Below are 25653 nucleotides of genomic sequence, written 5' to 3' on the forward strand. Positions count from 1 at the left end.
GTACGAACTGGTAGAGGAATATGGAGAATGACATGAGCGAATTAATCATGATTCCGCGTTGGAAACAGCTGACGCAATTCATACAGGCACTGCGAACGGATCCCTCAAATGGAGGACGTGCCTTGTTTGCCCGACTGACGGATCTCTGCTTAGAGGAGGTAGATGATCTCTAAGGCAACGGGCTCTTAACGATCGAGGCTTCGGTGGATGACTGGGAGAGAACGCTTGCCAACATGGCCCGGATTGGGATTGAATCTCGGGTGCGCGACACCCTTCTTAATCTTCAGAGACGGTTTCCTTTGGATCATACGTTAAGTGTCGAAGTCTTTCCAATGGATCTTGCTGACACATTTGGCCGCGGTAAATTGGGCGGAGTTTCTGGATGGACCAATTGGGAGGGGACTAAGATTTCGTTGGTGGTCTATCCTGCCCCTGAAACATTGTCAACGCTCATGGCAACGACCGTTCACGAGTACCATCACCATTATCGCATCATGGCCATGAAAAATGGCCATGCACACATCTCGCTCTTGGAAACAATCATCCATGGGCTCACGATTCCATGATAGGGGATAGTCAAATAATCCTGCTCAGCCAAACAGCTCTCTTTGGACAAAGTCTTAAACTCAGATGTGGGAGACGTAAATGACCGAACATCTTCAGATCGTTCGGAGACTACTATATGGTCGGCAATGCATAGAGCAATATGATTGCCGACCATATATCATGGGACAGTTACTCATACCTAAGGGAAGGGAACCTATGACGACTTCATGGGCTATGATATTTCGGGCAAAGAAGCCATAGCTCCTGGCTTATTTCGGCATGAGATGGTCTTAAGACCGCGTACCCCACAAAACCATATCAATACGGCGTGGGGTCCAAAAATCTGTCCGAAACATGGCGTTTAGTTCGTCGGCCTTTTGGCGAAATACCTTGACCATCCATACGGCTTGGTCTTTTGTGATATTTATGGTGCCATTAGGCTTTATTGTTGGCAATTGATTAACATAGGCAGGCACTTGAAGGAGATTTTCGGCAACGAACACGTCGACAGTTCCGAAGTGTTCTGGAAATAGAACCGCTAACAATCCTGACGCCCCGGCCGTTCCCAGACCCCCGATTCGGGTGACATTGTCTAATGCTTGGCTGGGTTGCGCGTACGTATCGATGGTAAAGATTTGGTGCTGGATTTCTTCCAGTTCCTTAAGTCCCGCGGCATCTTGATGGCGTTTGGCCAGTGCACGCCGTGTGGTGGCTAAGCGGTTTTTCTGCGTGTATTTCCACACAAAGTATTTGTTATAGAGCCAGTCATAGAAGTCGGCAGCAGTGAGAGACTGCACCACGGCGCGGTCTAAGTGATCCATGTCTTGTTCTAGCGCATAATTGGCGGGCTGGACAAAGCTCCAATAGCGGTTGAGGGCTTGTTTCCACTCCTGTTCAGAATCAGACGTCCATAATGTGAGAAAATCCATCATGCTTACCTCCTAGGGAATAAATGGTGTAAAAACCAGAAAGACAAGGGTGTTTTCTGCTGTGTTTCTAAAATGGGTCTAACTTGCGTTACGAAATTTCTTGTGCTTGCACCGGTAGAACGAAGAGTTTTCCAACTATAAATAACGCTTCATCTGTTTTTCCGCCTCTTCGGACGTGACGGAGAATATTGCGACAAAAGCTAAAACGTACGTGGCGATAATCGATAAAACAATGAGGATACGCCAAACGATTCGGAAAATAAGACGGATGAGTTGCCATACGAGAACGACAATGAACCAGGCGCCGTGCGCTAACTTCTTCAGAAAACTCGTGGGCTTGGCAGGGTTCCTTTCGTTGTCCACCGACCACACGCTGTCATGATCTTTCTCTCGCTTTTTTCGCATGATGCCCTCCTATTTTCGGTGCTAGGAGTCATCTGTCAAGATGGCAGATGCTTCTGCAGCAGTTTTGCCACGGCGTTTTTATTTCCTGATGCCTTGTTTGGCTTAAGGCTTTCCGTCAGAACTCTTGTGCTAGCCATCAAATTTTAGATTAGGCGCTGTTCTTGGTCGTTAATGGTTCCGTTTCAAGGGATCAATAATGACTTACATACGTATAATATGATCATGTAAAGATTCGGTCAACTGGTAAACATCGTTTCAACATAATATTTTTTGTCCGTGGTGAGCTGGGCTGTGTATGAGGCATGTACGAGAGGGGCTGTGTGGTGGGGTGGTCTGCGCGCGGCATGTCTCGGTCTTATGCGACACGCTCTTCTTGCAAGGGTGACTACTGCATCAGAATAAGATAGTGACTTCAAAGACAATAGGACCCAAAGCGGTACAGCAATCGAGTGTGTGGTGTGCCAATAGTGTTGCGCCTGCAACTGGGAAGGATGTTCTTTGGCGCTCATGGGGTCCCTCCAATGATGAGCAGGCTTACTCCAGGGTCTAGGATACATGCTTTAGCAATTGGTCTCTGGTGCCATTCGTGTCGTAGCAAGGGGAAAGTAAACGGACATTGCGAAAGTCCGCAGTTTTCAAGCGCCGATTGTCACCGCGCTGAGGAATTGTCCTGAGGGATGATAGGATCTAGAAGGGCGGCTTTTCGGGCCCAGGGTTTGCCGCTAGTGTTCTGAGACTAGCTTGCCATTGCGTGTGTTGTTCTTCTGGGGATAAATCACTCCAACCATTTTGTCGCCAATAGTCGCGACCGGGAAGTCCGGTACGCTGACTGACAACTAACCCTGTGAGGTCTGGCATTTTGTGTTCATGACACCACGCTTGAATGACATCCAGCACTTGAGGTACGTCATGGAGAGGATGTAGACCGCCTAAGGCATGGCCTAAGTCTCCGTAGGTCATTGTCAACTGATTGCGGCTCCGTTCACGAAGAAGAGGCCATGCAGCCCGGGCCTTCGCAACGTAGTCTATACCTGTGGCGGGCGTGTGGGGCCGCCACATGATGCCAGAGACCGAAGATGCGGGAATCCAAACCCAGATAGATTCTTTTGGAGAGGCTGCGAGGGTGCGATTAAATTCGTCATCCCATCCAATCACGCGTCTTAAGGTTTTGATAACATCGGACCGCGGACTGAGCTTGGGTTCATCGGCACGGGGGATGCGAATCTGCCATCCCCCCTCTAATGGCTCGACCTCTACAGTCATTGGGCGTTCGGCGTGATCCAGCCAAAGATGGGCCGGCCCAGCGGGCCGCCCCTGAAGGTGTTTTCGTAGTGCTTCATTCAAAACCGTGGAGAGACTCTCTGTGCCGGCTTCACGTTCGGCTTGCTGCCATAACGGTTCGTCATTGGGTCGTACGTAAATGGTTTTCCTGCCCGTGAAACTCGCCCCTTGTTGCCCATTTATCCATCATCATATCATATTGCGAGACATAAGCAGTCCCATAGACATAAGGCGTTAACGCCTCCGGCCTAAAGGGCAGCACTCCTGCCAGAGTCTTTGCCGTGGGATTCGTAGGTGGTGAATTGGTTAGGGTGCAGCTGTGGCGAGCAACCAGGGCTCAGTGTGATATTAAAATAAAAATATTTATCAAGAGCAGAGGAGGCATTGGGTATGCCCAAATTCGTAACGTCTGAAGGTGCCATTTGCTACACGGCCCATGGCTCCGGTCCCGCGGTGGTTTTTCTGCATTCCGCATTGACCGACCACCGGCAGTGGAATATCCAAGTGAACCGGTTGTCCAATGATTATTGTTGCATCACCTATGATTTGTGGGCAGATGGGCTAACTGATCAGAGCTCTCAACGCCATGACCCCGCGGACACGCTGGTTGCTCTTTTGAACTATTTGGAAGTGGAGACAGCCACTTTGGTGGGATCTTCGTTAGGAGGCGCTGTCGCCATTCATGCGGGCAAACGGTACCCGGCTCGTGTATCGTCACTGGTTTTGTTGGGAACGGGTCTCTTTGGATTTCAACCCAAAATCGATGGCCCCGATTCCGCTATCTATGCGGAGTATGAGGCGGCATTGGCAGCGCATGACGTGACAAGACTCGTAAATGCCGCTGAGATCATCTGGCTTATTGGCATCAACGGCAAAGAAGAGAGTATAAGCAAAGAAAGTCGCGCGGCCTTTCGACTTATGTACCGAGAGATGCTAGAACGCCGAAGAACGCTTCCCCGCTACGAGCAGATCAACGACACGGATGCACTGCAAGCCCTTGATATTCCCACAATGCTTGTCGAGTGCCTATCCACTATCGATTCATGTGGACCAAATACAATGCCATCCGGAACGGTATCCCATTTTGCCATTCTCAGATCAGTCCTTGGATAATATAGTAAAACAAATTAAATTTATCACTATCACCAATTGATAACAATGTTGCAACATTTTCCAATACGTATTCGTTACTGTAGCGAATTGAAGTGGTGGGGCACCTCCTCCTTTACCCTGTCCGTGCTCCCTTTTGTGGTGTTGTGGGTATACCGACAACCAGGTCCGCCGAGGGGCCGTTAAGAGAGTCCTCAAAACTGAATTGAAATCAAGCTACGTCCGCGAATTGGAATTGCATCGACTAGATAATGCGAACTAAACGTAATAATGGGTGGTCTAGATGTTTCGAGAAAATCCACGAGGATCGACTCGGCCATAGCCACCAAGGAACGCGCCGCAAAAAACATGTCTCAGATTGTGTAATCGCGGCCCCTATTCTTTGCATCCAGGGGAAATCCCTGCGTCCGGGAGGACCCGCAATCGTCGAGTTGAGGCTGAAGTTTCTGATGATGTCGAATGTTCGAGCGTGTCCACATACTGAAGGTATATAATCTTTTGCTCCCTCGACAAGATTGTGATGAATTAACCGTAATCAAGGACATCTTCTAGACAGTGCTAATGCTTAGATGTTTTTTATAAATTCTGCGGTTAGTTTTTTAACTACTGTTCTTCTTCCTATAAGCAAAGGGATCGACAAGTGTTTTGATGCCTAACGATTGAAGGGCTTCCATTTGCCGGATATCTAAAGGGTCGACAAGAATAATCCATGATAGCGCACTAAGCGAACATAGTGGGATAAGGGAGTTTTTTCCGATGACCTGACTTGGAACAGCTAGAATGGTTTGGCTGGCGTTTTGCATTAACAGAGACTTGAACTGCGCTTGATAGTCGTCAGATTCTGTGGGGCCGTCTTGAAGGGTGAAACCATCACATGTCAGGAACGCTTTCTCTATACGGAAAGATTTAATGGCTTGTAGCGTTAAGGTGCCTTCTAGACTCTGTGAAGTGCTTCGGTAAATGCCGCCTGTTACGACGAGACGACAGTTTGAAGCATTAATTAATTCGTTCGCCACATCCAGACTCGCTGTTAATACGGTCGCCTTTATACCGGTTTGTCGGATTTGACGGGCTAGTGCTCGAGAGAAGGAGGAAGAGTCAAGAGCAATAACGTCATGGTCATTGATTAAAGTAATGGCCGACGCGCTAAGTGACAAGTCGTTGCCCTTTAATTGATGATGGAGAGGGGAGGGATCAATTGCCATGGCCCCTCCTTTCGTTCGAATTACTAGATTTTGTTGTTCCAGGTAGCGCAATTCACGGCGAATGGTTTGAACACTTAGGCCTAGGGTGAGGCTTAGGTCATTGACGGTAACTTTGCTACGAGAGTTTATAAAAGCAAGCATGTCACGGTGGCGTTTAGATTCTTTTATAGCTAAATTTTCCGAGCGTTTCATACACATAGTCCTCCTCTCTGGTCACAACAGTAAATAAATAATTCAATAAAATGATTGTAACGCTCAAAAAGGGAAAATACTAATATCACTTATAAAATGGCATCGTTAAAAATCTTGAATACTAATCACAAGTAAAAGACAATTGCAATATCAACAATGATTGGAGGCGAGACCATGAATAGCAAGGCGAAAGCAAAAATAGCGGTTGCCATGGCTGCGGCGACAATGTCGATTGCTGGATGTGGGGTCACAACGGCGTCTTCGACAACCGCGGCCTCTTCGGCAACGCATAAACAATATTCTATTGCCTTCGTGCCGAAGTTGGTGGGGATACCATACTTTTCGGCGATGGATCAGGGGGGGCAGGCAGCGGCTAAAAGGTTTGGTGCTCGGTGGATATATGAAGGTCCTACGACTGCCTCGGTTTCGGGCCAAGCGGAGTATGTACGCAGTCTAATTCAACAACACGTTTCCGCGGTGGGGGTTTCTGCTAATAGTCCTACGGCATTGGACCCGTTAATTAAGCAAGCGGTAGATAACCATATTATGTTTTACGCTGCTGACTCAAATGTATCGAGTCCTTACAATCAGTTGTGGGTAGAACAAGCACGTAGTCAAGCTCTGGGCTATGACGTGGTGGATATAGCTGCCAAGGAAATGAATTACTCTGGACAGCTGGCGATTATATCTGCCGGCCCGACCGCAACGAACCTCAATACGTGGATCATGTATATGAAACAGCGTCTCAAGAAATACCCGAATATTCAGTTGCTTCCAATCCAATATGCTGGCGAAAGTATTACAGGAGCTGAACAAATTGCGACTCGCATGATAGCGGCATATCCTCACATTAAAGGCTTTATTGGCGTTGCCACGACTATCCCTCCGGGTGAAGCGCAAGCTGTCGAAAATGCGGGCATGCAAGGAAAGATTATCGTAACGGGTATTAGTGATCCGAATTCAGTTCGAGCGTACTTGAACAATGGTGTTATTAAAAAGGTTGTTCTATGGAATCCGATCAATTTGGGATATTTAACGGTTTGGGGTGTCTTGCAACATTTGGAGCACCATCCGTTTCATAAGTGGAATAACGTTCCTGGCTTGGGGAAAGTTGAATACTTCCCGTCACGTAAGATGTTGTTGCTTGGCCCGCCATTAATTATTGACAAGGCAAACGACAACTTGAATTTCTAACATGAGGAGGGAGCCGCAGAAATGCAGACGGTCAGTGTGCGCGGGCTTTCAAAAACCTATGGAGGCACTAAGGCGTTAAACAATGTGTCTTTGAAGTTTCCCGCGCACGCGGTAACCGCAATCGTGGGAGAGAATGGAGCAGGAAAATCTACTCTGATAAAGATTCTAATGGGGGTAGTGGCTCCGGATTCAGGCGATATTGCCATTGATGGCAAAAGCGTCCATATTGGCAGCCCGGCGCATGCGCGCAACTTAGGGTTTGCGGCAGTATATCAAGAGCCGATGGTTTTTCCGCAACTATCGGTACTAGAAAATATCTTCATGAGCCAATTGCCCGCGACACGGTGGGGCAACATTAGCCGAGCCCAGATGCTCGCCAAGGTTACTCCTGTTTTTGAGCAATTAAATATACCGGAGGCCTTGTTAAATGAGTCCATGATGCATCTTTCCCTTGGATTTCAGCAGCTTGTGTTGATTGCTCAAGCACTAGTCTTTAAATCGAGGCTCATTATTTTTGATGAACCCACAGCGATATTGTCGGGAAGCGAAACCGAGCGACTCTTTTCTATTATTAAGCAGCTTAAAAATGATGGGCAAATTATTTTGTACGTGTCCCATAGGCTGGATGAACTGTCAATTGTGGCAGATCGAGCTGTAGTGCTGACGGATGGTAACGTGGTTATGGAGCACGAGAATAAAGAATGGGATCCGCAGCAGTTAGTGTCAGAGATGTCAGGAAATCGTATTTATAAGCCCAGTCGACCGGCGACTGGCAAAGAGACGGTGAGTCGAGACGGGTCTACAGTTTTAGAGGTCAGAGGTCTTACCAGACCAAGCGATTACAAAGATGTCTCCTTTTACGTTCGACAAGGGGAAATTGTTGGATTTTACGGGCAGGTAGGGGCTGGTCGCTCTGAGGTGATGCAAACCATTTTTGGCGCTCGAACGGCTCGCAAAGGTCAAATCTTTCTTAAAGGACGCCCCTTAGCTATTAAGTCTCCGGCACAAGCAATTCGTGCCGGAATCGCTTATCTTCCAGAGGATCGTAAGGACCAAGGACTTTTTATGCCCAGACCAATTACGCAGAATATGATGGTTAGCGTTATTGAAAAATTTAAGCATGTGGGTGGCTTATTGAGAGTCGCTTCATTAAAGCATCACGCTGGCGAGCTGAGCGACGAACTCAAGATAAAGTTGTCAAGTGTGAATGGCCCGGTTTCCAGTTTGTCAGGGGGCGGTCAACAAAAAGTTTTGTTTGCTCGATGGCTCGCCCGGGATGACTTGAGCGTCATGATTTTAGATGAGCCTACGCGAGGCATTGATGTGGCAACAAAAAGCGAGATTCATGACCTAATACGTCAACTCGCCAACCAAGGGATGGCGGTGATTGTTGTATCATCAGATCTTCCTGAGATTATGGATCTCTGTTCTCGGATCTATGTAATGCGCCAAGGCACCATGATGGGGGAAATTGACGCAAAGACAAGTAGACATGAGGATATTTTGGCACTGTCGATTGGTCTATCGGATTCTCCCACACTTGAAGGAGGCGCTAAAGCATGACGGCTCAGATCCCTCCGTCGACATCTACTGAACAAGCTGCCCCGCCCATTTTACGTTCATCACGATATGAATATGCGTTGCTCGGGATGATTATTGTAGTAGTTGTTGCTACGACAATTGGTTCGGGTGGGAATTTTTGGAGTGCTGCCAATTTGAATAGCATTTTGGTGGATGCAGCGTTGACGGCAATTCCGGCTATTGGGATGACTTTTGTCATCATCACAGGGGGCATTGATGTTTCTGTCGGTGCGATCCTTGGACTATCGGCGGCTTTAACTGGGATTGCTTATAATCATGGACTATCGCCGTGGACGGCTGCGCTTGTTGGAATAATAGCTGGCACTGTGATGGGAATCATTAATGGGTTTTTTATTGCGTTTATCCAAATTCCTCCCATTATAACAACGTTAGGTTTTCTAAGTATTTGGAGTGCGGCGCTGTATCTTGTTTTGGGTGGGAATTGGATTACCAATATACCCGCATCCTATACCTCCGTGGCCGTAACAGATAAGGTTTTGGGAATTCCTTTGTCGATGTGGGTAGCATTGGCCTTAGTGATTGCCTTTAGTTGGATTCTTAGCCATAGACCGTGGGGGCGTTATTTATATGCAATTGGTAATAACGCCGAGGGTTCCCGGATATTTGGGCTTCCCGTCAATAAAACCATTGTTCTTTCGTACACGTTGCTAGGTATGTTTTCAGCTATCGCAGCCATTGTGCATTTAGGCTTAAGTCCTTTAGTGCAAGCGTCAACAGGATCGTCTGGCTTGCCATCATTATGATAGCAGTAATCGTCTTATCGGTCTTTATTGCGCCTTCTGCATTGAGCCTTCAGGGCATTAGTGCCATGAGTGTCTATGGCGTTGAAATTGGCCTCGTTGCCTTTGGAGAAATGATGGTGATCTTGTCGGGAAATGGGGGGATTGACCTTTCCGTCGGCGCGATGTTTGCCCTTTCTGAAGTGATTCTTGGAGTGCTGGTGTTGCATGGGTTAAATGTTTGGATAGCCGTGTTTGTGGTATTCTTCGGGGGTATTATCTTAGGTTTAATAAATGGAATTCTTGTTACGGTGATGAACATTCCCGCCATTATTGCCACGTTGGGGACGATGTATGCATACGGTGGCATAGCATTGGTATTGACCCACGGGATAGACATATCTCCTTTTCCTGCCTCCTTTGATATCATTGGCCAAGGGCTAATTGCAGGATGGCCACTACAACTTCTCTTAATTTATCTTCCTGTTGCTGTGATTTTGGCATTGTTACTATCACGATCGGCATTTGGTTGGAGATTGTATTTGGTTGGCACCAATGCAACGGCGGCTATGCTCAATGGAATTTCGATAATGAAAACGCGTCTAGTCACTTACGCGATTACGGGCCTATTGTGTTCTTTGGCCGCCGTTATTGACGCTTCGCGTCTAGTCACGGCCCGTCCAGATGCTGGCAGTACTATGAATTTGGCCGCGATTACCATTGCCGTGCTTGGGGGAACCAAATTGCAGGGAGGTGAAGGGCGTCTTAGTGGAACGATTCTTGCCACACTAGCTATCACGTGGCTAAGTTACAGTTTTGGACTGGCTAATATCAATTCGGTCTATGAGGGCGGAACAGTTGGTATTGTGTTGCTCTTAGCGATAGCCGCACAACAAGGACATCGCGTTGCTAGCGCTATTCAGCACTTGGTTCACAGAGGTCAGCAGCATGTTTAATCCCCGTGTCGAACGAGTCGACGGTCTTAGTGGCTACCATGCGATGATTGTTATCGGGGACCTCTATGTTCAAGAACGTTGGGAAATACGAAAGGTTTCACCAGGGGAAAAGGAAATTATTGGTCGTAGAGATTTCGACATGGTGAGCGGTGTGGGTGCGATCGTAGCCACGATGTATAGCCAACTTAGTCATCAATCGACGCGACTGATTACGGTTATGGGACGAGATGTTGGAGCTCAACGAATTCGTGAGTGGAATGCAACGCAAAGATTCGATTTAGTGCCAACTGTGGTGGTCGAAAGAACCGGTCGTCGTGTCAAGGTAATCAACCCTGACGGGACCGTGAAATGCCAAGTCACTGATTCAAGTAACAATTTGCTTCTATCTCAATCCATGGTGAGTGCGAACCTTGAAAATTGGGGTGAGGCTGTTTGTCTCAGTTTAAATATGGGTACTAACACATTGCAAACTGTTATAGAGAGCGCCGAAAAATTTTCTGCCCTTTATATATCAGGAAGTTTTATGCCCATTTCCAATTATCATTTACTTAAGAAAGCGAGTATTGTGTTTTTGACCGTGTCGCAAGTAGAGATTTTGTGGGGAAAAGAAGTGGTGTCACGCGATGATTTATCCGTTGCATTGACTCAGATTGCTAAGCTGGGTATGAAGACAATCTGCACCTTAGTATCGACAGCTGACGTTGCATTATATAGTGGGACCACAGTTTCGTGGTATGGAGATGGCAGTCTGTCGATGGAAAAAGATCTCGATGATTTTGTGTTTGGTTTGTATATAGGATGGTTAATTACTGCGGTCGAGTCAGGAATGACATTATCCAATGCCGTAGAAACATTGATACACGAGGGAGGATTCTATCAGGATAGACCTATTAATGGTTTAGAGTATTCTCGGATAATGGTGTTACCAGACTAGATAGTGGGGGGATTACGATGGCTCAGCATCCTATTTACATTGGGGTGGATATCGGAACACAAGGGTTACGATGTATTGGATGGCAAAACGGTAGTATTATCGCGAGAAACTCTATATCATTGACAACACTAAATCCCAGAAGTGGATGGGCTGTTCAAGATGCATCTGAAATTTGGGATGCGTTTGTGAAAGTCGTTAAACTAACCGTAGAACAGTGTCAGCCGTATGGTGAATTGAGAGGAATTGGTTTAGATGCGACATCTAGCATTATGATGGTCGGCAGAGATGGTACACCTAAAAGTGAAGTGATGTTGTGGATGGATGTGCGGGCTGGGAAATATGCTCAAACCATTGGCGGTCTCGTAGGCCGTTCGGAATCAGCTGAATTACCATGGTCAAAGGCCCTGTGGCTCTATGACACTTACCCTCATCTTTTCAATGAATCCAATTATCTTATCGAGGTGGCCGATTGGATTAACTGGAACTTAACGGGTGAATGGACACGTTCACGTGCTAGTGCCTTACTCAAGTGGCATGCGACAACAAAATCGGACCTTCCCGAGTGGGCTAATTTGTTCCCGGAAATTGTTAAGTGCCTACCGAAAACAACTGTCGGAGTCGCAGAACTCTTAGGTGTAGTTTCTTCACGTGCTGCACAGCAGATTGGGGTCAAAGAGTCCAATGTTATTGTTGCGGGACCCATTATTGATGCTTATGCGGGGGCCATTGGTTCGGGAGCGATTCAGCCTGGTTCGATGGCACTCATATTAGGGTCGTCTACCTGTGAGTTGTTTCATGACTATTCCTTTAAGCCTACAGCGGGGTTATGGGGACCGTTTGATGATGTGTATCATGTGGGATTAGATGTACTTGAAGCAGGGCAACCATCGACAGGGTCTGTCGTTCGATGGGTTGAACGGAATATGGGAGCGTCACGTTCTTTGGATGAGTTAGACAAACTGGCATGTGAAATTGAACCAGGATGCGGTGGACTTCGAGTTTTTCCAGCCTTCCAAGGAGTACGCAGTCCATGGCCCAATGATCGTGCTCGGGGGGCGATTCACGGATTGTCGCTTGGCCATAGTGTTGCCCACGTTATCCGCGCTGTCTATGAGGGAACCAGTTCAGACATACGGCGCATAATGGACACGTTAAAAATGGGGGCAACTCGTCGAATCGTGGCGTCGGGTGGGGGGACAAATAGTCGGCTATGGTTACAAATTATTGCCGACATTTGCGGCCTACCTCTCGAGATTGCGGATAATGACTCAGTTACACGGGGGGCTGCGATGTTAGCGGCTAAGGCAGATGGTTATATTTCGCAACTTAACGATTTAAGTGTCGCATGGCCTATTATCCAGCCGTCTGAACAAATGGGCGTATATCAAGAGGTTTACCAGAAATACTTAGAGGAGTTCCCCACATTTATGCCTGCGGACCGGGTTAATATATCGGGATAAACATTTTCTCTTACCGGAGGAATTCCATTTCTCGACCAAATAAAGGCGCTATGGTGAGCTTTTAGATTATGTCCTGCGAATACTGCAAGAACTTCGATTTTCTAGCGGCGTTAGCGTAAGCATCTTCTTACATGTGGTGATTAAAAGCAATGACTACTTTCGAAGGTATCACTGGATGAATCTTTACTATGATATCAAGGGGTAGAGTTTAAAGACTCGCGAGCATGAGGCAGCCTCCAGTGAAACTTCATGGACAATAGGCGCAGGCCGAAAATAGCGATAATCAAAGTATAGATGTGCCAATCTCTTTGGGTTTGGATCCATTGAAATCCAATGATGGCGCCCGCTAATAAAGCCCACATCGCGTAGATATCGGCACGCAAAACAAGCGGCTTGCGCTGTGCTAAAATGTCGCGAATGACCCCTCCGCCGGTGCCGGTCATGACGGCGGCAACCATCACTGTGCTCAAGGGGGCATGAATACGGGCGGCGTACAATGCGCCTTCCACGGCGAAGGTCGACAACCCAAGCGCGTCAAAGATGAGCATGGTTTTGAGCCCGTATTTTACCACAGCCGAGGGCGATAGAATGGCCAGTAATATGGCAATGAGCGCAGCGATGAAAGCGCCATTTTGGTGCCAAACCATGGCTATGGGAAGACCAACAATCAGATTTCTAATCATGCCTCCTGCGAAAGCAGTCATAAAGCCCAGCACCATGATGCCGAAAATGTCATAGTCTTCTTCAATGGCTACCAGTGCGCCGCTCATCGCAAATGCGGCACTGCCGATAATGCTTAAAATCGTTAATACCAAATGTAAACCCACCTTAAGTCGTTTGCTGTGCCATCTTCCCACCATACCAAATGCGCGGTTCCGCCTTCAGCAGCCTATTCAAAATATCCGCCGCCTTATAGTGAAGGTGTATCTCGTGCATCAGTATAGCGGTTTGTTTCGGCGACAGGAATCCCTTCTCCTGGATATCCAAGTGCCGCATGGCGTGACGTCTGCCAACAGTCAAAAACGTTTTTGAAGCCGAGTGGGAGATGAGGAAATTTCTTATCGAGAGAGAAAAAATCTCTTGCAAAAATGCCGTATATAAGCCAATAATGGGTTGTTATTTAATAGTCGCATGCGACTGAATTAACAGATAACGAGGTCATCATGCGATTTCCCGAAAACGTTTTTGGAGTAATTTCTTCGCCAAGACATTCGGGTGGAGAAATATCTAAATATAGTGTCAATTAACGATGTGGGTTTGCTGCATGCAGGGTGACAGTGGAACCCAAGGGTCATCCCGAGGAGGAAAAATATGAAGCGCATCGGTAAAACAACATTAGCTGCAGGCTCCGCTGTGTTGATGATGGGAGCGCTCGCTGGGTGTGGATCCAGCTCGAACGCCAGCACAACGTCCGCGGCTTCTAGCACGGCGCAGCCTTTAATCATGGCTCCCGCTCCCTATGGGTCATATACTGACAATTTTAACCCGTTCTCGACATCCAATAACCCCGGGACGGATGGATTTATTTATGAACCGTTATTTTACTTTAGCACCGTTAGCAGTAATCAATACGGGCTGTTGGGGCAGTCGTATCAATGGAGCGACGGCGGCAAGACGCTTACCGTCGACTTGCGCACCAATGTCAAGTGGACCAATGGGACGCCTTTTACCTCAAAAGATGTCGTGTTCACGTTCAATTTGCTGAAGCAAAACCCGGCGTTAGACACGTCCGGTGTGTGGACGAAACTCCAGTCGGTCACTGCGCCCAATGCGCATACCGTCGTTTTTCAGTTCAACCAAACTGATGTGCCTTTCGGTGTCTATGTGTTAGAAACGTATATTGTGCCCGAAAGCATTTGGTCGAAAATTTCTGATCCAGCCAAATACATGAATAGCCAGCCGGTAGGTACAGGGCCTTATCTCTTAAGTTCTTTCAATGCCGAAGACTACAAATTCACGGCGAATCCCCATTACTATTTAGGCAAGCCCAAAGTGCCGGTGATTGAGGTGCCCGCGTATGATAGCAACAACTCGCTTAATGAGGCACTGGCTGCGGGACAAGTAGGATGGAGTGGACAGTTTATCCCGGATATCAAGGGCGTATATACCTCCAAGAGCCCTAATAACCATTACTGGTTTGCCCCTTATGAAGTGGTAGGCCTGTTTCCCAATTTGAAAAACCCCTTGTTAAGCCAATTGGCGGTTCGCCAAGCAATTAATCTCGCCATCAATCGACCGGAATTGGGCCAAAAAGGCGAATATGGCTACGAGAAAGCCGCCAGCCCCACGGCATTGGTGCTACCGTTTCAAAAAAGCTATTTAAACCCGAGTCTGCCTGTATCGGAAACGTACAACCCCACAAAAGCGGAACAGATCTTAGAGAAAGCCGGATTTAAGAAAAATGCGTCGGGAGTGTTTGTATCACCATCGGGCCAGCCGCTCTCCTTGACCATTCAGGTGCCAGCAGGATGGTCTGACTGGGATGCAGACTGTGCCATCATGGCCCAAGAATTAAGTGCCATTGGCATTCAAACTACGGTCACGCAAGATGCCTACGGAGAGTACGTGGCTAATTTGCAAGGCGGCAAATATGATTTGGCCATGTCTTGGACCAATCCCGGGCCAACACCGTACTACGCGTTGTATAACTCTTTAGGTTCGACCGGTGACTGGAATATTGAAGGCTGGAACAATGCCGCCACGAACAACGCCTTAAACGCTTATGCCTCAAGTACGAATCCGGCGGTGCAGAAACAAGCGATTGAGACGTTAGAAGGGATTATGGTCAATGACCTGCCATTTATTCCGGTACTGGACGGTGCGCTATGGGATGAATACAGCACAGCCAATTACACGGGGTGGCCTACGCAATCTGATCCTTATGTGACGAATGCGCCGTATAGCTGGCCCGCGCCGGAAATTGTCGTAGAGCACCTAACGCCCAAATCCTAACGAAAAGATGTCTGTCGCGGGGTCCAAGGCGTGACGCCTTGGACCGCCTTGGACACAGCGGGGATGTGGTGAGGAAAGGCGGGACAGAGAATGCGGTACGTGACTCAAAAGGTCCTCTTTTTTGTCGTGTGTTTATGGGCTGCCATGACCCTGAATTTCATTCTGCCGCGAATGATTCCAGGCAATCCAGCATTAGCCATGTTTGCGAAGTTTCAGGGCCAGTTAAATCCTCAGGCGTTGCATGCTTTGGAGCTGCAATTTGGGTTTTCGCATCAGCCCATTTTGTTGCAATATGTCAATTATCTTAAGAGCTTTTTGACCTTGCATTGGGGATTGTCGTATACGTACTATCCCACGCCGGTTGCCACCGTGATTGCACACAGTTTGCCTTGGACCATTGGTTTGGTGGGAACTGCCACGTTTATTGCGGTGGTCGTGGGAACGGTTTTAGGTATTTATATTTCGTGGCGGCGCGGAGGGCTATTAGACAATACGTTGCCAGTAGCGACAATGTTTTTGCAAGCGATGCCTTACTTCTGGACAGGAACCATCCTGTTATTTGTCTTTGCCTTTGAACTCCATTGGTTTCCTTTAGGCCATGCGTACTCTAACACGGTTACGCCGGGATTTAATGGCCCATTTATTGCGAGTGTACTGCGCCATGGGCTGTTGCCAGGGCTGACTGTCTTCTTGGGATCGTTAAGCGGGTGGGTGATTGGCATGCGCAATAACATGGTCAATACCTTAGGAGAGGATTACGTGATTTTTGCTGAAGCAAAAGGTGTCTCCACTTGGCGCGTCATGTCAAGCTATGCGGCGCGCAACGCCATATTGCCGCAAGTAACCAGTTTTGCCTTGGCTATGGGATTGATTGTCAGCGGCTCGATATTAACAGAGGTCGTTTTCTCCTATCCGGGCATTGGGTTTCAACTTACCAACGCCGTTTTGTCACAAGACTTGCCGTTGATTCAGGCGTCGTTCCTCATCATTGCCGTCTCCGTGCTGGTGGTTAATCTGATTGTCGATTTGCTGTATGCCCGGCTTGATCCACGAGTGCGCCAAGGAGGGGAGACACACTAAATGGCTCAAAATTCAGCAGTGCAGCGGCCCGGTGTGCCGCCCAGCCATTCACCTGCGACCCGCCCGCGGAAGGTCGGGGCGATGCGCCGCGTGGTGCAAATCATGTTTTCTAATCGCAAATCGGCGGTAGGGTTTTGCCTGTTCCTGTTCTTTGTGGCACTCGCCGTGTTGGCTCCGTGGATTGCTCCGTATAGTCCCACGTCGACCCAATTTGCGCCCTCGCTGCATCCGAGTGCCCAGCACTGGTTTGGCACTACCGCGCAGGGCCAGGATATTTTTTCTCAGTTTTTGTACGGAGCTCGCTCGACGCTCGTGGTAGGAATCGGGGCTGGCATGCTGGCCACCGCTTTAAGCTTGTTAATTGGGGTGACGGCTGGTTACCGCGGCGGGATGACGGATACGATTCTCAACTTTCTGAGCAATATTTTTCTGGTGCTGCCAGGGTTAGCGTTATTGATCTTAATCGAGTCCTATGTGCACAACAGCACGCCCGTGTTCAATGGATTGATTATTGGCTTGACGGGATGGGCCTGGGGTGCTCGCGTCTTCCGGTCCCAAACCATGTCATTGGCGCACCGGGATTTTGTGACCGCGGCCAAATTGACGGGGGCGTCAGATCTGCGCGTGATGGTGATGGAAATCATGCCTAATATGACGTCGATTATTGCGTCGAACATCATGTATGCGTGCTTGGCGGCGATTTTAGCCGAATCCGGGCTGGCCTTCTTAGGACTAGAAAACGTGTCATCAATTTCCTGGGGGACAATGCTGTATTGGTCTTCCCAAGGTGATGCCATTCTGACAGGCGGTTGGTGGTGGTTCATTCCGCCGGGCTTGGGAATCGCCTTGGTGGGACTCAGTTTGGTGTTGATGAATTACGCGATTGACCAACTGACTAATCCGCGCTTACGGGAACTGCCCAAGGCCAAAAAGAAGGTGATATGGTGAGCGAGCAACCCGTTTTGGTTCTGCGCGATGTGTCGATTGCCTATGATTCGCCAGCAGGTCCGGTGCAAGCGGTTTCACATGTGAACCTAGAACTGATGCCCAATACGATCGTGGGATTAATCGGAGAATCGGGCAGCGGCAAATCCACTTTGGCCACCGGAATTATGCGCCTTTTGCGAGGAGGTGCCCACCTTACCCACGGAGAAATTCTGATCAAAGGGCAAAACGTCTATGACATGGACGCCAAAACCTTGCGGAAGTTTCGCTGGGAGGCCATGTCGATGGTATTTCAAAGCGCCATGACAGTGTTGAACCCGGTCATGACCGTGGAGCAGCAAATGGTAGACGTATTCTTGGCGCATCGGCCCGGGATGTCGAAAGCGGAGGCCTTGCAAAAATCCTACGCATTGCTGGATCTGGTGCGTATTGCCCGGAAACACGGGAAAAGCTACCCGCATGAACTGTCTGGGGGTATGAAACAACGCATTGTCATTGCCATTGCCTTGGCATTGGATCCGGCATTGGTGATTATGGACGAACCGACCACCGCCTTAGATGTAGTCGTTCAGCGATCGATTTTGGAACAAATTCAAGATTTGCAGCAAGAACGGCATTTTGCGGTCCTCTTTATCAGCCATGACTTCAGCCTGGTCGCCGAATTGGCATCACGCGTCGCCATTATGTATGCCGGGCGATTTGTCGAGGTCACGGAAAGTGGCGGTTTAACCGTCTCGGATCAAGACCATCACCCTTATACCCAAGGACTGATGCGGGCTATTCCGCGCCTTACGCATGAAGATGTCGTGATCGAAGGTATCCCGGGTCATCCGCCGGATTTGGTCACGCTGCCCACGGGGTGTGCGTACCATCCCCGGTGTCCCTATGCCGTGCCGCTGTGTACGGTAGAACGCCCAGAACCGCGCGATTGGCAAGGACGTTTGATTGCATGCCACCGTTTTGATCCCCAGAAGGCAGGTGAGTTCTCTCATGTCTCTTGAGCCATTAGCGGCTGCTCCCTTAGTGACGGTCGATCATTTGGTTGTGCGCTTTCCTCTGCGAGGGGGACGCCAATTTATCCGTCCCGTGGACGATGTCTCCTTTACCATAGGGTCAGGCGAAGTTCTGGCGTTAGTGGGGGAATCCGGGAGTGGCAAGACTACAATTGGGCGGGCGCTTTTACGGATTTTAGAACCTTCTTTCGGCCGTATTAGCGTAGCTGGCACCGATGTTAGTCATATCAAAGGCCGGGAGCTCACTGCGTATCGGCGTCAAGCGCAGATGATTTTCCAAGACCCGTTTGCCTCGCTTAATCCTGTCAAAACCGTGGAGAATCACTTAGTCTTTCCGATTCGCAAACACCAAGGGGGCAATAAAGAGAGCGTCGACCAGCTGATTGATGACCTCTTGGAGCGCGTGGGCCTTACCCCGGTGAATGAGACGCGAAAGAAATTTCCGCATGAACTTTCGGGCGGTCAGCGCCAACGTCTGGCCATAGCCCGAGCCTTAGCGGTTCAGCCGCAGTTCTTAGTGGCGGATGAGCCGATTTCAATGCTGGATGTCTCCATTCGCGCGGGCATCTTGCAATTGCTGGGCCAGCTCAAGCGTGATTTTCACCTCTCATTTTTATATGTGACCCACGACTTGGCCTCAGCACGCTATTTTGGGGACCGCATTATGGTCTTGTATGCGGGAAAGATTATGGAATCCGCTCCGTCTCGGGACCTGATTCGCAATCCTTTGCATCCCTATACCAAACTGTTGTTGGCCGCGACACCGGGCAGTTCCACACGCCACCGGTTGCCGGAAAAGGACAATCAACCACCAGACCTGAGTGAAGCGCGGGTAGGGTGTCCGTTTGCCCCCCGATGTTTGTCAGCGACGACCGAATGCACAAACAGCATGCCGCCTATGACGGTTGTGGCTCCGGAGCGTTCGGTGGCATGCTATCATCCCGACGCTCTTATCAGTGTAAAGCCGCTTCCGTAAAACCCGAGATAGGAAATTCTCTAATGAGGTGACATTGTGACCGACAAATACGATTTGACTTTCCCTGCAGACTTTATTTTTGGGGTGGCAACCTCCTCGTATCAAATTGAAGGAGCTGTGGCCGAAGATGGGCGGACGCCATCGCACTGGGATACCTTTTCCCATACGCCAGGTAAGGTGTTGGGACAGGAAACCGGAGATATCGCCTGTGATCATTATCATCGCTATCGCCAAGACGTTGACCTGATCGCCGACTTAGGGGTGTCCTCTTACCGGTTTTCATTGGCATGGCCGCGCATTGTGACCGAAGACAATCGCTTGAATACCCGCGGTATAGATTTTTACCACCGACTGCTTGATGCCTTGGCGGAAAGAAATGTGACACCAGCCGCCACCATTTACCATTGGGACTTGCCGCAATGGCTTGCAGACCGTGGAGGATGGGCCAATCGCGATACCGTGCGCTATTTTACCGATTATGCGCAAATGGTCTTTCAGGCGTTTGGAGACCGCATTCCCCAGTGGATTACGCATAACGAACCGTGGTGTGCGTCGTTTCTTAGCTACGGACTGGGGGAGCATGCGCCTGGGCACCGTGACTGGCGTGAAGCCGTGTTGGCAAGCCACCATATTCTCCTCTCTCACGGAGAAACGGTTAAGCTGTACCGTGCTATGGGACTTAAAGGACAAATTGGCATTACCCTCAATCTCAACGTGACAGATCCAAAGACTGACACCGATGCGGACCGGGCGGCAGCCCGCCGGGGCGATGGCTTTTCCAACCGCTGGTTTTTAGACCCCTTATTTCGTGGGGCCTATCCGGAGGATATGCTGGATATCTTCAGGCCCTATGTGCAAAATTTTCGGTTTATCCGCCCAGGGGATTTAGAAACCATTTCTACACCCATGAACTTTCTGGGGGTGAATTACTACACACGCTCCGTGGTCTTTGACGAGCCGGGGACGTCCTTGTTGCAGCTAGGCCATGTGGTACCGCCTAAGGACCGGGTCACGGAAATGGGATGGGAAGTGCATCCAGACTCCTTGTACCGACTGCTCAAACGCTTAGCGGGTGAATATACAGCCTTACCTTTATATATTACCGAAAATGGCGCAGCGTATCCGGATGCGGTAGATGCTGATGGCCAGGTGCATGATCCTCTGCGCACCGCGTACGTACAAAGCCATTTACAAGCGGCACAGCGTTTTGTAGAGGAAGGTGGGGCATTGAAAGGCTATTATTTGTGGTCCTTAATGGATAACTTTGAATGGGCCTACGGGTACTCCAAACGCTTTGGGATCGTCTATGTCGACTTTGCTTCGCAAGAGCGCATCTTAAAGGACAGCGCCAAGTGGTACAAAGAGCTGATTGCCCGACATCGCCGGGGCCACGGGCAGGGGTAAAGGGGGGAGGAGACAGTATGGACGGATTTTCATTAGGTGCGAATTATTGGAGCCGGCAAGGTGGGCCGTTGATGTGGACGCAGTTTAATCCACAAGTGGTAAGGGAAGAGCTCAAGGCGGCAAAAAGTATGGGCCTGACCACCTTGCGATGGTTTCTCTACTGGCCAGATTTTGAACCGAGCCCGGGCGTGGATAACGAGGCGTGTTGGGCCCATGTTGATGAATTTCTATCGTTGGTGCAAGAGGCGGGTCTTAAGACCTTTCCCACATTGCTGGTTGGCCATATGTCAGGTCAAAATTGGGATCCGCTGTGGCGCGAAGGCCGGGATTTGTGGACAGACCCTTGGATGTTAGACCACGAAGAAAGCTTTATCCGCCGTGCTGTGACAAGGCTAAGTTCCTATGATAGCGTAGCTGGCTGGGTGTTGACGAACGAGTGGCCGCTTTACGCGGGGAAGACGACGCCCGAGGTCTTTGACGGTTGGATTCGGCGCATGGTCCAAGCGGTGCGCGATCATGACATGCAAAACCGCCCGATTACCATGGGGGATGGTTTATGGAATGCCATGGGCGTTGATAACGGGATTGCTGTGGAGTTATTGTCCCGGGCCGTGGATATTGTGGGGCCGCATGTGTATCCTGAAAACGAGGACGCGTTAGCCGTGGCCATGGCCTCTTATGTCCATTGTGCGCTTGCGCAGGGAGAAAACCCGGTGTTGCTCGAAGAGTTTGGCACCACAGACGCATTTGGCTCGGCAGATGGGCAAGCAGCTTTTTATCGTTCCCAGTTAACCGGCGCTTTGATGGCGGGCGCGGTTGGAGCATGGGCATGGTGCTTGACGGACTTTGATTTACCCCAACAATTGCCGTATGCCCACCATCCCTTTGAGTTAACGTTTGGGCTTATGACCACCACAGGCCAGCGTAAGGCCACAGGAGATGTAATGCACCAGTTTGCAGAAGTCAGTCAAGGCTTTGGCGCCGTACAGCATGACGCCACCGGGATTTTAGTGCCTGCCTTGCAAACCGCGATGGTACCTTTTGCGCGCGGCCCAGAAGGCGTATTGCAAACCCGCGTTGCGCAGGCCATGCTCATGACCTTAGCGCAGCTGGGATTCAATCCCCGCGTATTGCGCGAACCTATGCCCTCTCAAACGGCGATAATAGAGACTATCCCCACCTTACCCGAACTAGACGACTGCAGCGTCATCTTTTTAGTAGCTCCGCGCATTGGCGAGCCTCTTCGCCAGCGCTTATGGGACTGGGTCGAGCGTGGAGGACACCTTTATGTGGCGTACTCCCACACCTTTTGGTTTCCGCAAATGAAAGAACAGTTGGGCGTACGTTATGAAGGACGGTACAACGTCATCGAGACACTGTCTGGACCAAAACGCCTAACATGCCATTTCGGCGATACGATTGATTTTACGCTGCCCCCGGGAATGTCGGTTCCTTTTGTGACGCTAGGTGCACAAGGGGCAGAAGTATGGGCTCACCTAGAAGACGAGCGCCCCGTGCTCTTTCGCTATCAAGTAGGCCGTGGGTCCATCGTAACAAACGCCGTGGGTTGGGAGGCATCTCCCGTTCGTCTGGAAAGCTTATTGGCGTTATACCAGAGCCTTTTGGCGGCACTGAACATTTATCCCGACATTCAAATTGTGGGTACGAGCACTCAGTTAGCACGGTCTACAACCGGACGGATCATCGCGATGAATCACGGGGAGCGGCCATCTGGTCTGCGAAGCCGCGCCGGATCGCTACGGGACCAAGACGGGACGCCGTGTCCGCAAGGCGTGACCTTAGCCCCGCATACGTGGTGGAGTGGATATTTGTCCTAAAGGACAGCGCTCGACGTATTTTGCCAGATTCGGTATATTTTGAGAAATGGCTTGACGGGTATAGGCTGGTGAAGAGAAATTGGGCGGACAGGAAAGAGGGAGCGACGAACCATGGCCACGATCAAAGATATTGCCAAGCGCGCGGGGGTTTCTGTATCGTGTGTCTCCCGCGCCATAAACGGCTATCCCGATATCAGCGCGGAAACCCGTCAAAAGGTACTCAAGATCGTGGAGGAATTACATTACTATCCTAAAGCGTCGGCCCGCCATTTGGTAACCAATCAGACGCACATGATTGGCCTTATTTTTGAAACCCATGATCAATCTGGGCTGATGCATCCCTATATTGCCAAGGTGTTAACGGCATTTTCGCAGGCGATTGGATCACAAGGCTATGACTTGCTCATGTTTAGCAACAGCCGTAAACCTTTCGACCATTGGGGCTTTGTCGAACGGGTTAAACACCGTGCGGTGGATGGGCTTTTTCTGATTGGGAAGCCGCCGGATCTCGATGCCCTCATGGAAACCGCCGTCCCCATGGTCGGGCTGGACTTCACTCTGACCGGGCCATCGGCGGCCAGTGTCATGTCGGATAACCGGCAGGGTGTGCAGCAGTTAGTTCATCTTCTCTATCAGCAAGGATATCGCCGCTTTGGCTTTGCCCATGGCCCGCTTACCATGCTGCCGGCGATGGAGCGTCTGCAAGGTTTTTATAGTGGACTGCGGGACGTGGGATTGGTACCCCGGCCCGACTGGATATGGAATGACAATTTCACATACGCCGGCGGGCGAGCGGCTGCTGAGACGATTCTGCGCATGACAGAGCGGCCAGAAGTGGTGTTATTTTCGGCCGATTTAGCCGCGATTGGAGCCATGCAAACGTTTCAAGAGCACGGCTTGCGCATCCCTGAAGACATTAGTGTTACGGGATTCGACGATGTGGATGCGGCCACCATTGTGTACCCGGCACTCACCACGGTTAAACAGCCAATGGTAGAACTAGGACAGGCTGCCGCCCAATTGCTGTTAGAGATGCTGCGTAACGGCCAACACTCTCTTCCGCAGCATTTAACCATTCCGACCGAGATTGTATGGCGCAATAGTACAATGACTCAGTCGCTTCTTGCTCCTGATATGCCCAAGGAAGCGTGACAAGGGCAGTGGCCTTAAGGGTTGGAGAGAAGAGTCACATCGTCATCATATTCTACCCACCGCGCTGATTGCAGTTGGTTAAGAGTTTCTTGGGGAATACCAAAGTGCGTAGAGAGCTCTTGTAGGCTAACTGGCTCGGGCATGTGGCGGCGGTGTAACAGGCCATAGCGCGTGCGGTTGTAATGTCCCCACAAGCCCATGACTATACCTGCCACGATGGCAACAACGCATGTGACGACGAGAACATGCCACGTTAAAGCGGGCTCGGCAGTCACCCAAAGATACCGTTTGACATAGGTAATGCCGAGACCCCACAAAAGTAATGAGAGTAAAAATTGCGTGGCCAGGGACAACATCAAAATCCATCCGCTTACGGTTGTGAGGTATTCCAAAAGGCGCTTGCCTCGTGATTGGCGACCGTTGATAATCATCGGGACATTCCTTCTGTTATTCCGCGGTCGGGACTGGTCCACACCGCATATTTGGGGGACGATTAATGGTGGACTAGGGATCGCAGCAAAGCAAAAACGATAACGACCGCATTGATAAACCAATATAGGCTCGGATACCATACGCTCCACCAGTAGTATTTAATCACACCGTGCTCATAATGATGGTCTATCGTTAGGGCAACAGCGGCTTGAATTAAGGATAATACGGCCAAGTACGTTCCCATCCAAAAAATGGGTACATAGAAACCATGGGTAACGATCATCCTTCCCATTAAAATAAGGGTAAACACGACCCACACGACCGCCCAAACGATGCTTGTGTATTGCTCAATAATGACTGGCCATAACCGCCGTTGTTTCCAGATGAACAAGGCATGCCAATGTCGAGACAGCACTTCTAAGCCTCCTTGCGCCCACCTGACGCGTTGTTTCCACAAACCCCGCAAGGTCTCCGGGACCAGCATCCAACAAATCGCACGTGGTTCGTACCGGATATCCCAGAAACGTTGTTCCAATTTCCAGGTGACAGCAATGTCTTCGGTGATGATGTCCGAATCCCAAAGGCCGCAGTCGAGGAGTGCACGCTTACGAAATGCCACAATGACACCGGAAACGGTCATGACTTTTCCTAAAATACGCTGGGAACGTTTAATGAGGCCGATAATACTGGCGTATTCCACTAATTGGATCTTGGACAACAACGAATTGCGGTTACGCACCCGTGGATTGCCCGTGACAGCGCCGACGCGTTCGCCTGACTGGGAGGGATCAAAGTGCGCAACAAGAAAGGTTAGCGCATCAGGATCCAATATTGCATCCGAATCGACCGTAACAAGAATTTCTCCTTGTGCTGCCAGTAGTCCTACGGTTAAGGCGTGTGCCTTACCACGGTTAGCCGGGGTACGAATAACGCGCAAGTTGCTGACATGGTCGATGAGGCGACGCAATAACTGAGGAGTGTTGTCTTGACTACCATCGTCAATAACCACAATCTCGTAGTTGGGATAGTGTAAGTTCTGCATTTTTTCAACGGTCTCTACAATAGTGTCTTGTTCATTGAAGGTCGGTATCAGAAGGGAAACCCGAGGGGTATGGGCAATAGAAGGCAATGACGAGGATCGTTCTCGCCTCCAATAAAATATCAGTGAACCGACTATCCAAATGACACTCATGACCAAAGGATAATAAAAAATGGGTATGCGGATTTTGTGATGGATCACCTACTTTCCATCTTGAGCAAAACTCGGACGGCGCGTGTTGATCGGAGCCATTTCTTCAAGAAGGGTAACTGGTCAAAAATCGGTTGAT

At 49.6% G+C, this 25653-nt stretch carries 23 protein-coding genes; 16 read left to right on the top strand and 7 right to left on the bottom strand.

What is annotated here, in order from left to right:
• Positions 1-203 precede the first annotated feature (203 nt).
• Complete coding sequence (locus ORD20_RS10615) at positions 204-566, top strand: DUF2268 domain-containing putative Zn-dependent protease (protein ID WP_146038998.1); 363 nt, start codon at positions 204-206, stop codon at positions 564-566.
• 270 nt (positions 567-836) lie between these two features.
• On the opposite strand, the gene ORD20_RS10620 is transcribed toward ORD20_RS10615, so the two are convergent.
• The 3 genes from ORD20_RS10620 to ORD20_RS10630 form a co-directional block, all read right to left on the bottom strand.
• Positions 837-1478, bottom strand: coding sequence for a hypothetical protein (locus ORD20_RS10620; RefSeq protein ID WP_146038997.1), 642 nt, complete (start codon positions 1476-1478; stop codon positions 837-839).
• A gap of 132 nt (positions 1479-1610) precedes the next feature.
• A complete protein-coding gene (locus tag ORD20_RS10625; RefSeq protein ID WP_103374871.1) occupies positions 1611-1880 on the bottom strand; it encodes a hypothetical protein in 270 nt (89 codons plus the stop codon).
• A 687-nt stretch (positions 1881-2567) separates the two neighbouring features.
• Entirely contained in the window at positions 2568-3143 is a 576-nt protein-coding gene (locus tag ORD20_RS10630; protein ID WP_430626157.1) for a hypothetical protein, read from the bottom strand.
• Positions 3144-3551: 408 nt separating this feature from the next.
• On the opposite strand from ORD20_RS10630, the gene ORD20_RS10635 reads away from it, so the two are divergent.
• Positions 3552-4274, top strand: a complete 723-nt coding sequence (locus ORD20_RS10635) for an alpha/beta fold hydrolase (RefSeq protein WP_430626158.1) — start codon at positions 3552-3554, stop codon at positions 4272-4274.
• 596 nt (positions 4275-4870) lie between these two features.
• Here ORD20_RS10635 and ORD20_RS10640 read toward each other — a convergent pair.
• A complete protein-coding gene (locus ORD20_RS10640; RefSeq protein WP_158246204.1) occupies positions 4871-5668 on the bottom strand; it encodes a DeoR/GlpR family DNA-binding transcription regulator in 798 nt (265 codons plus the stop codon).
• 174 nt (positions 5669-5842) lie between these two features.
• Between ORD20_RS10640 and ORD20_RS10645 the strand changes: the two genes are divergently transcribed.
• From ORD20_RS10645 to ORD20_RS10670, 6 genes are read left to right on the top strand one after another with little or no spacing between them, the layout of a single operon-like run.
• Entirely contained in the window at positions 5843-6862 is a 1020-nt protein-coding gene (locus ORD20_RS10645) for an autoinducer 2 ABC transporter substrate-binding protein (protein WP_242968351.1), read from the top strand.
• Positions 6863-6883: 21 nt separating this feature from the next.
• Positions 6884-8425: a sugar ABC transporter ATP-binding protein gene (locus ORD20_RS10650; RefSeq protein ID WP_103374866.1), complete on the top strand. Its 1542-nt coding sequence runs from the start codon at positions 6884-6886 to the stop codon at positions 8423-8425.
• Positions 8422-9207, top strand: coding sequence for an ABC transporter permease (locus ORD20_RS10655; protein ID WP_430626159.1), 786 nt, complete (start codon positions 8422-8424; stop codon positions 9205-9207). The genes ORD20_RS10650 and ORD20_RS10655 overlap by 4 nt, the downstream gene beginning before the upstream one ends.
• Positions 9204-10139, top strand: coding sequence for an ABC transporter permease (locus tag ORD20_RS10660; protein ID WP_430626160.1), 936 nt, complete (start codon positions 9204-9206; stop codon positions 10137-10139). The genes ORD20_RS10655 and ORD20_RS10660 overlap by 4 nt, the downstream gene beginning before the upstream one ends.
• On the top strand, positions 10132-11073 hold the full coding sequence (locus ORD20_RS10665; RefSeq protein ID WP_103374863.1) for a hypothetical protein: 942 nt from the start codon (positions 10132-10134) through the stop codon (positions 11071-11073). Before ORD20_RS10660 ends, ORD20_RS10665 begins: the two co-directional genes overlap by 8 nt.
• A gap of 17 nt (positions 11074-11090) precedes the next feature.
• Complete coding sequence (locus ORD20_RS10670) at positions 11091-12533, top strand: FGGY-family carbohydrate kinase (protein ID WP_430626161.1); 1443 nt, start codon at positions 11091-11093, stop codon at positions 12531-12533.
• A gap of 194 nt (positions 12534-12727) precedes the next feature.
• On the opposite strand, the gene ORD20_RS10675 is transcribed toward ORD20_RS10670, so the two are convergent.
• On the bottom strand, positions 12728-13348 hold the full coding sequence (locus tag ORD20_RS10675) for a trimeric intracellular cation channel family protein (RefSeq protein WP_103374861.1): 621 nt from the start codon (positions 13346-13348) through the stop codon (positions 12728-12730).
• Between the two features lie 496 nt (positions 13349-13844).
• Here ORD20_RS10675 and ORD20_RS10680 point away from each other — a divergent pair, with 496 nt between their 5' ends.
• The 8 genes from ORD20_RS10680 (at position 13845) to ORD20_RS10715 (ending at position 23893) form a co-directional block, all read left to right on the top strand.
• Positions 13845-15485, top strand: coding sequence for an ABC transporter substrate-binding protein (locus ORD20_RS10680; RefSeq protein WP_103374860.1), 1641 nt, complete (start codon positions 13845-13847; stop codon positions 15483-15485).
• Positions 15486-15575: 90 nt separating this feature from the next.
• On the top strand, positions 15576-16565 hold the full coding sequence (locus tag ORD20_RS10685) for an ABC transporter permease (protein WP_103374859.1): 990 nt from the start codon (positions 15576-15578) through the stop codon (positions 16563-16565).
• Positions 16566-17513 carry an ABC transporter permease gene (locus ORD20_RS10690; RefSeq protein ID WP_207654626.1) on the top strand — a complete coding sequence of 316 codons (948 nt, stop codon included), beginning with the start codon at positions 16566-16568 and terminating at the stop codon, positions 17511-17513.
• Positions 17507-18511, top strand: coding sequence for an ABC transporter ATP-binding protein (locus ORD20_RS10695; protein ID WP_103374858.1), 1005 nt, complete (start codon positions 17507-17509; stop codon positions 18509-18511). The genes ORD20_RS10690 and ORD20_RS10695 overlap by 7 nt, the downstream gene beginning before the upstream one ends.
• Positions 18501-19499 carry an ABC transporter ATP-binding protein gene (locus ORD20_RS10700; RefSeq protein WP_103374857.1) on the top strand — a complete coding sequence of 333 codons (999 nt, stop codon included), beginning with the start codon at positions 18501-18503 and terminating at the stop codon, positions 19497-19499. Before ORD20_RS10695 ends, ORD20_RS10700 begins: the two co-directional genes overlap by 11 nt.
• Before the next feature lie 36 nt (positions 19500-19535).
• The gene (locus tag ORD20_RS10705) at positions 19536-20903 is read left to right on the top strand and encodes a GH1 family beta-glucosidase (protein ID WP_242968349.1); all 1368 of its coding nucleotides are present in this window, start codon (positions 19536-19538) and stop codon (positions 20901-20903) included.
• Positions 20904-20920: 17 nt separating this feature from the next.
• Positions 20921-22741 carry a cellulase family glycosylhydrolase gene (locus ORD20_RS10710; protein WP_158246203.1) on the top strand — a complete coding sequence of 607 codons (1821 nt, stop codon included), beginning with the start codon at positions 20921-20923 and terminating at the stop codon, positions 22739-22741.
• Positions 22742-22852: 111 nt separating this feature from the next.
• On the top strand, positions 22853-23893 hold the full coding sequence (locus tag ORD20_RS10715) for a LacI family DNA-binding transcriptional regulator (RefSeq protein WP_103374855.1): 1041 nt from the start codon (positions 22853-22855) through the stop codon (positions 23891-23893).
• 14 nt (positions 23894-23907) lie between these two features.
• On the opposite strand, the gene pgaD is transcribed toward ORD20_RS10715, so the two are convergent.
• Together pgaD and pgaC are read right to left on the bottom strand one after the other, a co-directional pair.
• Positions 23908-24324 (bottom strand): poly-beta-1,6-N-acetyl-D-glucosamine biosynthesis protein PgaD, encoded by a 417-nt coding sequence (gene pgaD / locus ORD20_RS10720; protein ID WP_103374854.1) that lies wholly within the window; start codon positions 24322-24324, stop codon positions 23908-23910.
• A 62-nt stretch (positions 24325-24386) separates the two neighbouring features.
• On the bottom strand, positions 24387-25565 hold the full coding sequence (gene pgaC / locus ORD20_RS10725; protein ID WP_255398095.1) for a poly-beta-1,6-N-acetyl-D-glucosamine synthase: 1179 nt from the start codon (positions 25563-25565) through the stop codon (positions 24387-24389).
• Positions 25566-25653 lie beyond the last annotated feature (88 nt).

It is taken from the genome of Sulfobacillus thermotolerans (assembly GCF_039623705.1).
GTDB classification, from domain to species: Bacteria; Bacillota; Sulfobacillia; order Sulfobacillales; family Sulfobacillaceae; genus Sulfobacillus; species Sulfobacillus thermotolerans.

Coding starts and splice junctions, on each gene's coding strand:
- ORD20_RS10620 (WP_146038997.1), bottom strand. CDS start 1,478: ATGATGGATTTTCTCACATTATGGACGTCTGATTCTGAACAGGAGTGG.
- ORD20_RS10625 (WP_103374871.1), bottom strand. CDS start 1,880: ATGCGAAAAAAGCGAGAGAAAGATCATGACAGCGTGTGGTCGGTGGAC.
- ORD20_RS10630 (WP_430626157.1), bottom strand. CDS start 3,143: ATGACTGTAGAGGTCGAGCCATTAGAGGGGGGATGGCAGATTCGCATC.
- ORD20_RS10635 (WP_430626158.1), top strand. CDS start 3,552: ATGCCCAAATTCGTAACGTCTGAAGGTGCCATTTGCTACACGGCCCAT.
- ORD20_RS10640 (WP_158246204.1), bottom strand. CDS start 5,668: ATGAAACGCTCGGAAAATTTAGCTATAAAAGAATCTAAACGCCACCGT.
- ORD20_RS10645 (WP_242968351.1), top strand. CDS start 5,843: ATGAATAGCAAGGCGAAAGCAAAAATAGCGGTTGCCATGGCTGCGGCG.
- ORD20_RS10650 (WP_103374866.1), top strand. CDS start 6,884: ATGCAGACGGTCAGTGTGCGCGGGCTTTCAAAAACCTATGGAGGCACT.
- ORD20_RS10655 (WP_430626159.1), top strand. CDS start 8,422: ATGACGGCTCAGATCCCTCCGTCGACATCTACTGAACAAGCTGCCCCG.
- ORD20_RS10660 (WP_430626160.1), top strand. CDS start 9,204: ATGATAGCAGTAATCGTCTTATCGGTCTTTATTGCGCCTTCTGCATTG.
- ORD20_RS10665 (WP_103374863.1), top strand. CDS start 10,132: ATGTTTAATCCCCGTGTCGAACGAGTCGACGGTCTTAGTGGCTACCAT.
- ORD20_RS10670 (WP_430626161.1), top strand. CDS start 11,091: ATGGCTCAGCATCCTATTTACATTGGGGTGGATATCGGAACACAAGGG.
- ORD20_RS10680 (WP_103374860.1), top strand. CDS start 13,845: ATGAAGCGCATCGGTAAAACAACATTAGCTGCAGGCTCCGCTGTGTTG.
- ORD20_RS10685 (WP_103374859.1), top strand. CDS start 15,576: ATGCGGTACGTGACTCAAAAGGTCCTCTTTTTTGTCGTGTGTTTATGG.
- ORD20_RS10690 (WP_207654626.1), top strand. CDS start 16,566: ATGGCTCAAAATTCAGCAGTGCAGCGGCCCGGTGTGCCGCCCAGCCAT.
- ORD20_RS10695 (WP_103374858.1), top strand. CDS start 17,507: ATGGTGAGCGAGCAACCCGTTTTGGTTCTGCGCGATGTGTCGATTGCC.
- ORD20_RS10700 (WP_103374857.1), top strand. CDS start 18,501: ATGTCTCTTGAGCCATTAGCGGCTGCTCCCTTAGTGACGGTCGATCAT.
- ORD20_RS10710 (WP_158246203.1), top strand. CDS start 20,921: ATGGACGGATTTTCATTAGGTGCGAATTATTGGAGCCGGCAAGGTGGG.
- ORD20_RS10715 (WP_103374855.1), top strand. CDS start 22,853: ATGGCCACGATCAAAGATATTGCCAAGCGCGCGGGGGTTTCTGTATCG.
- pgaD (WP_103374854.1), bottom strand. CDS start 24,324: ATGATTATCAACGGTCGCCAATCACGAGGCAAGCGCCTTTTGGAATAC.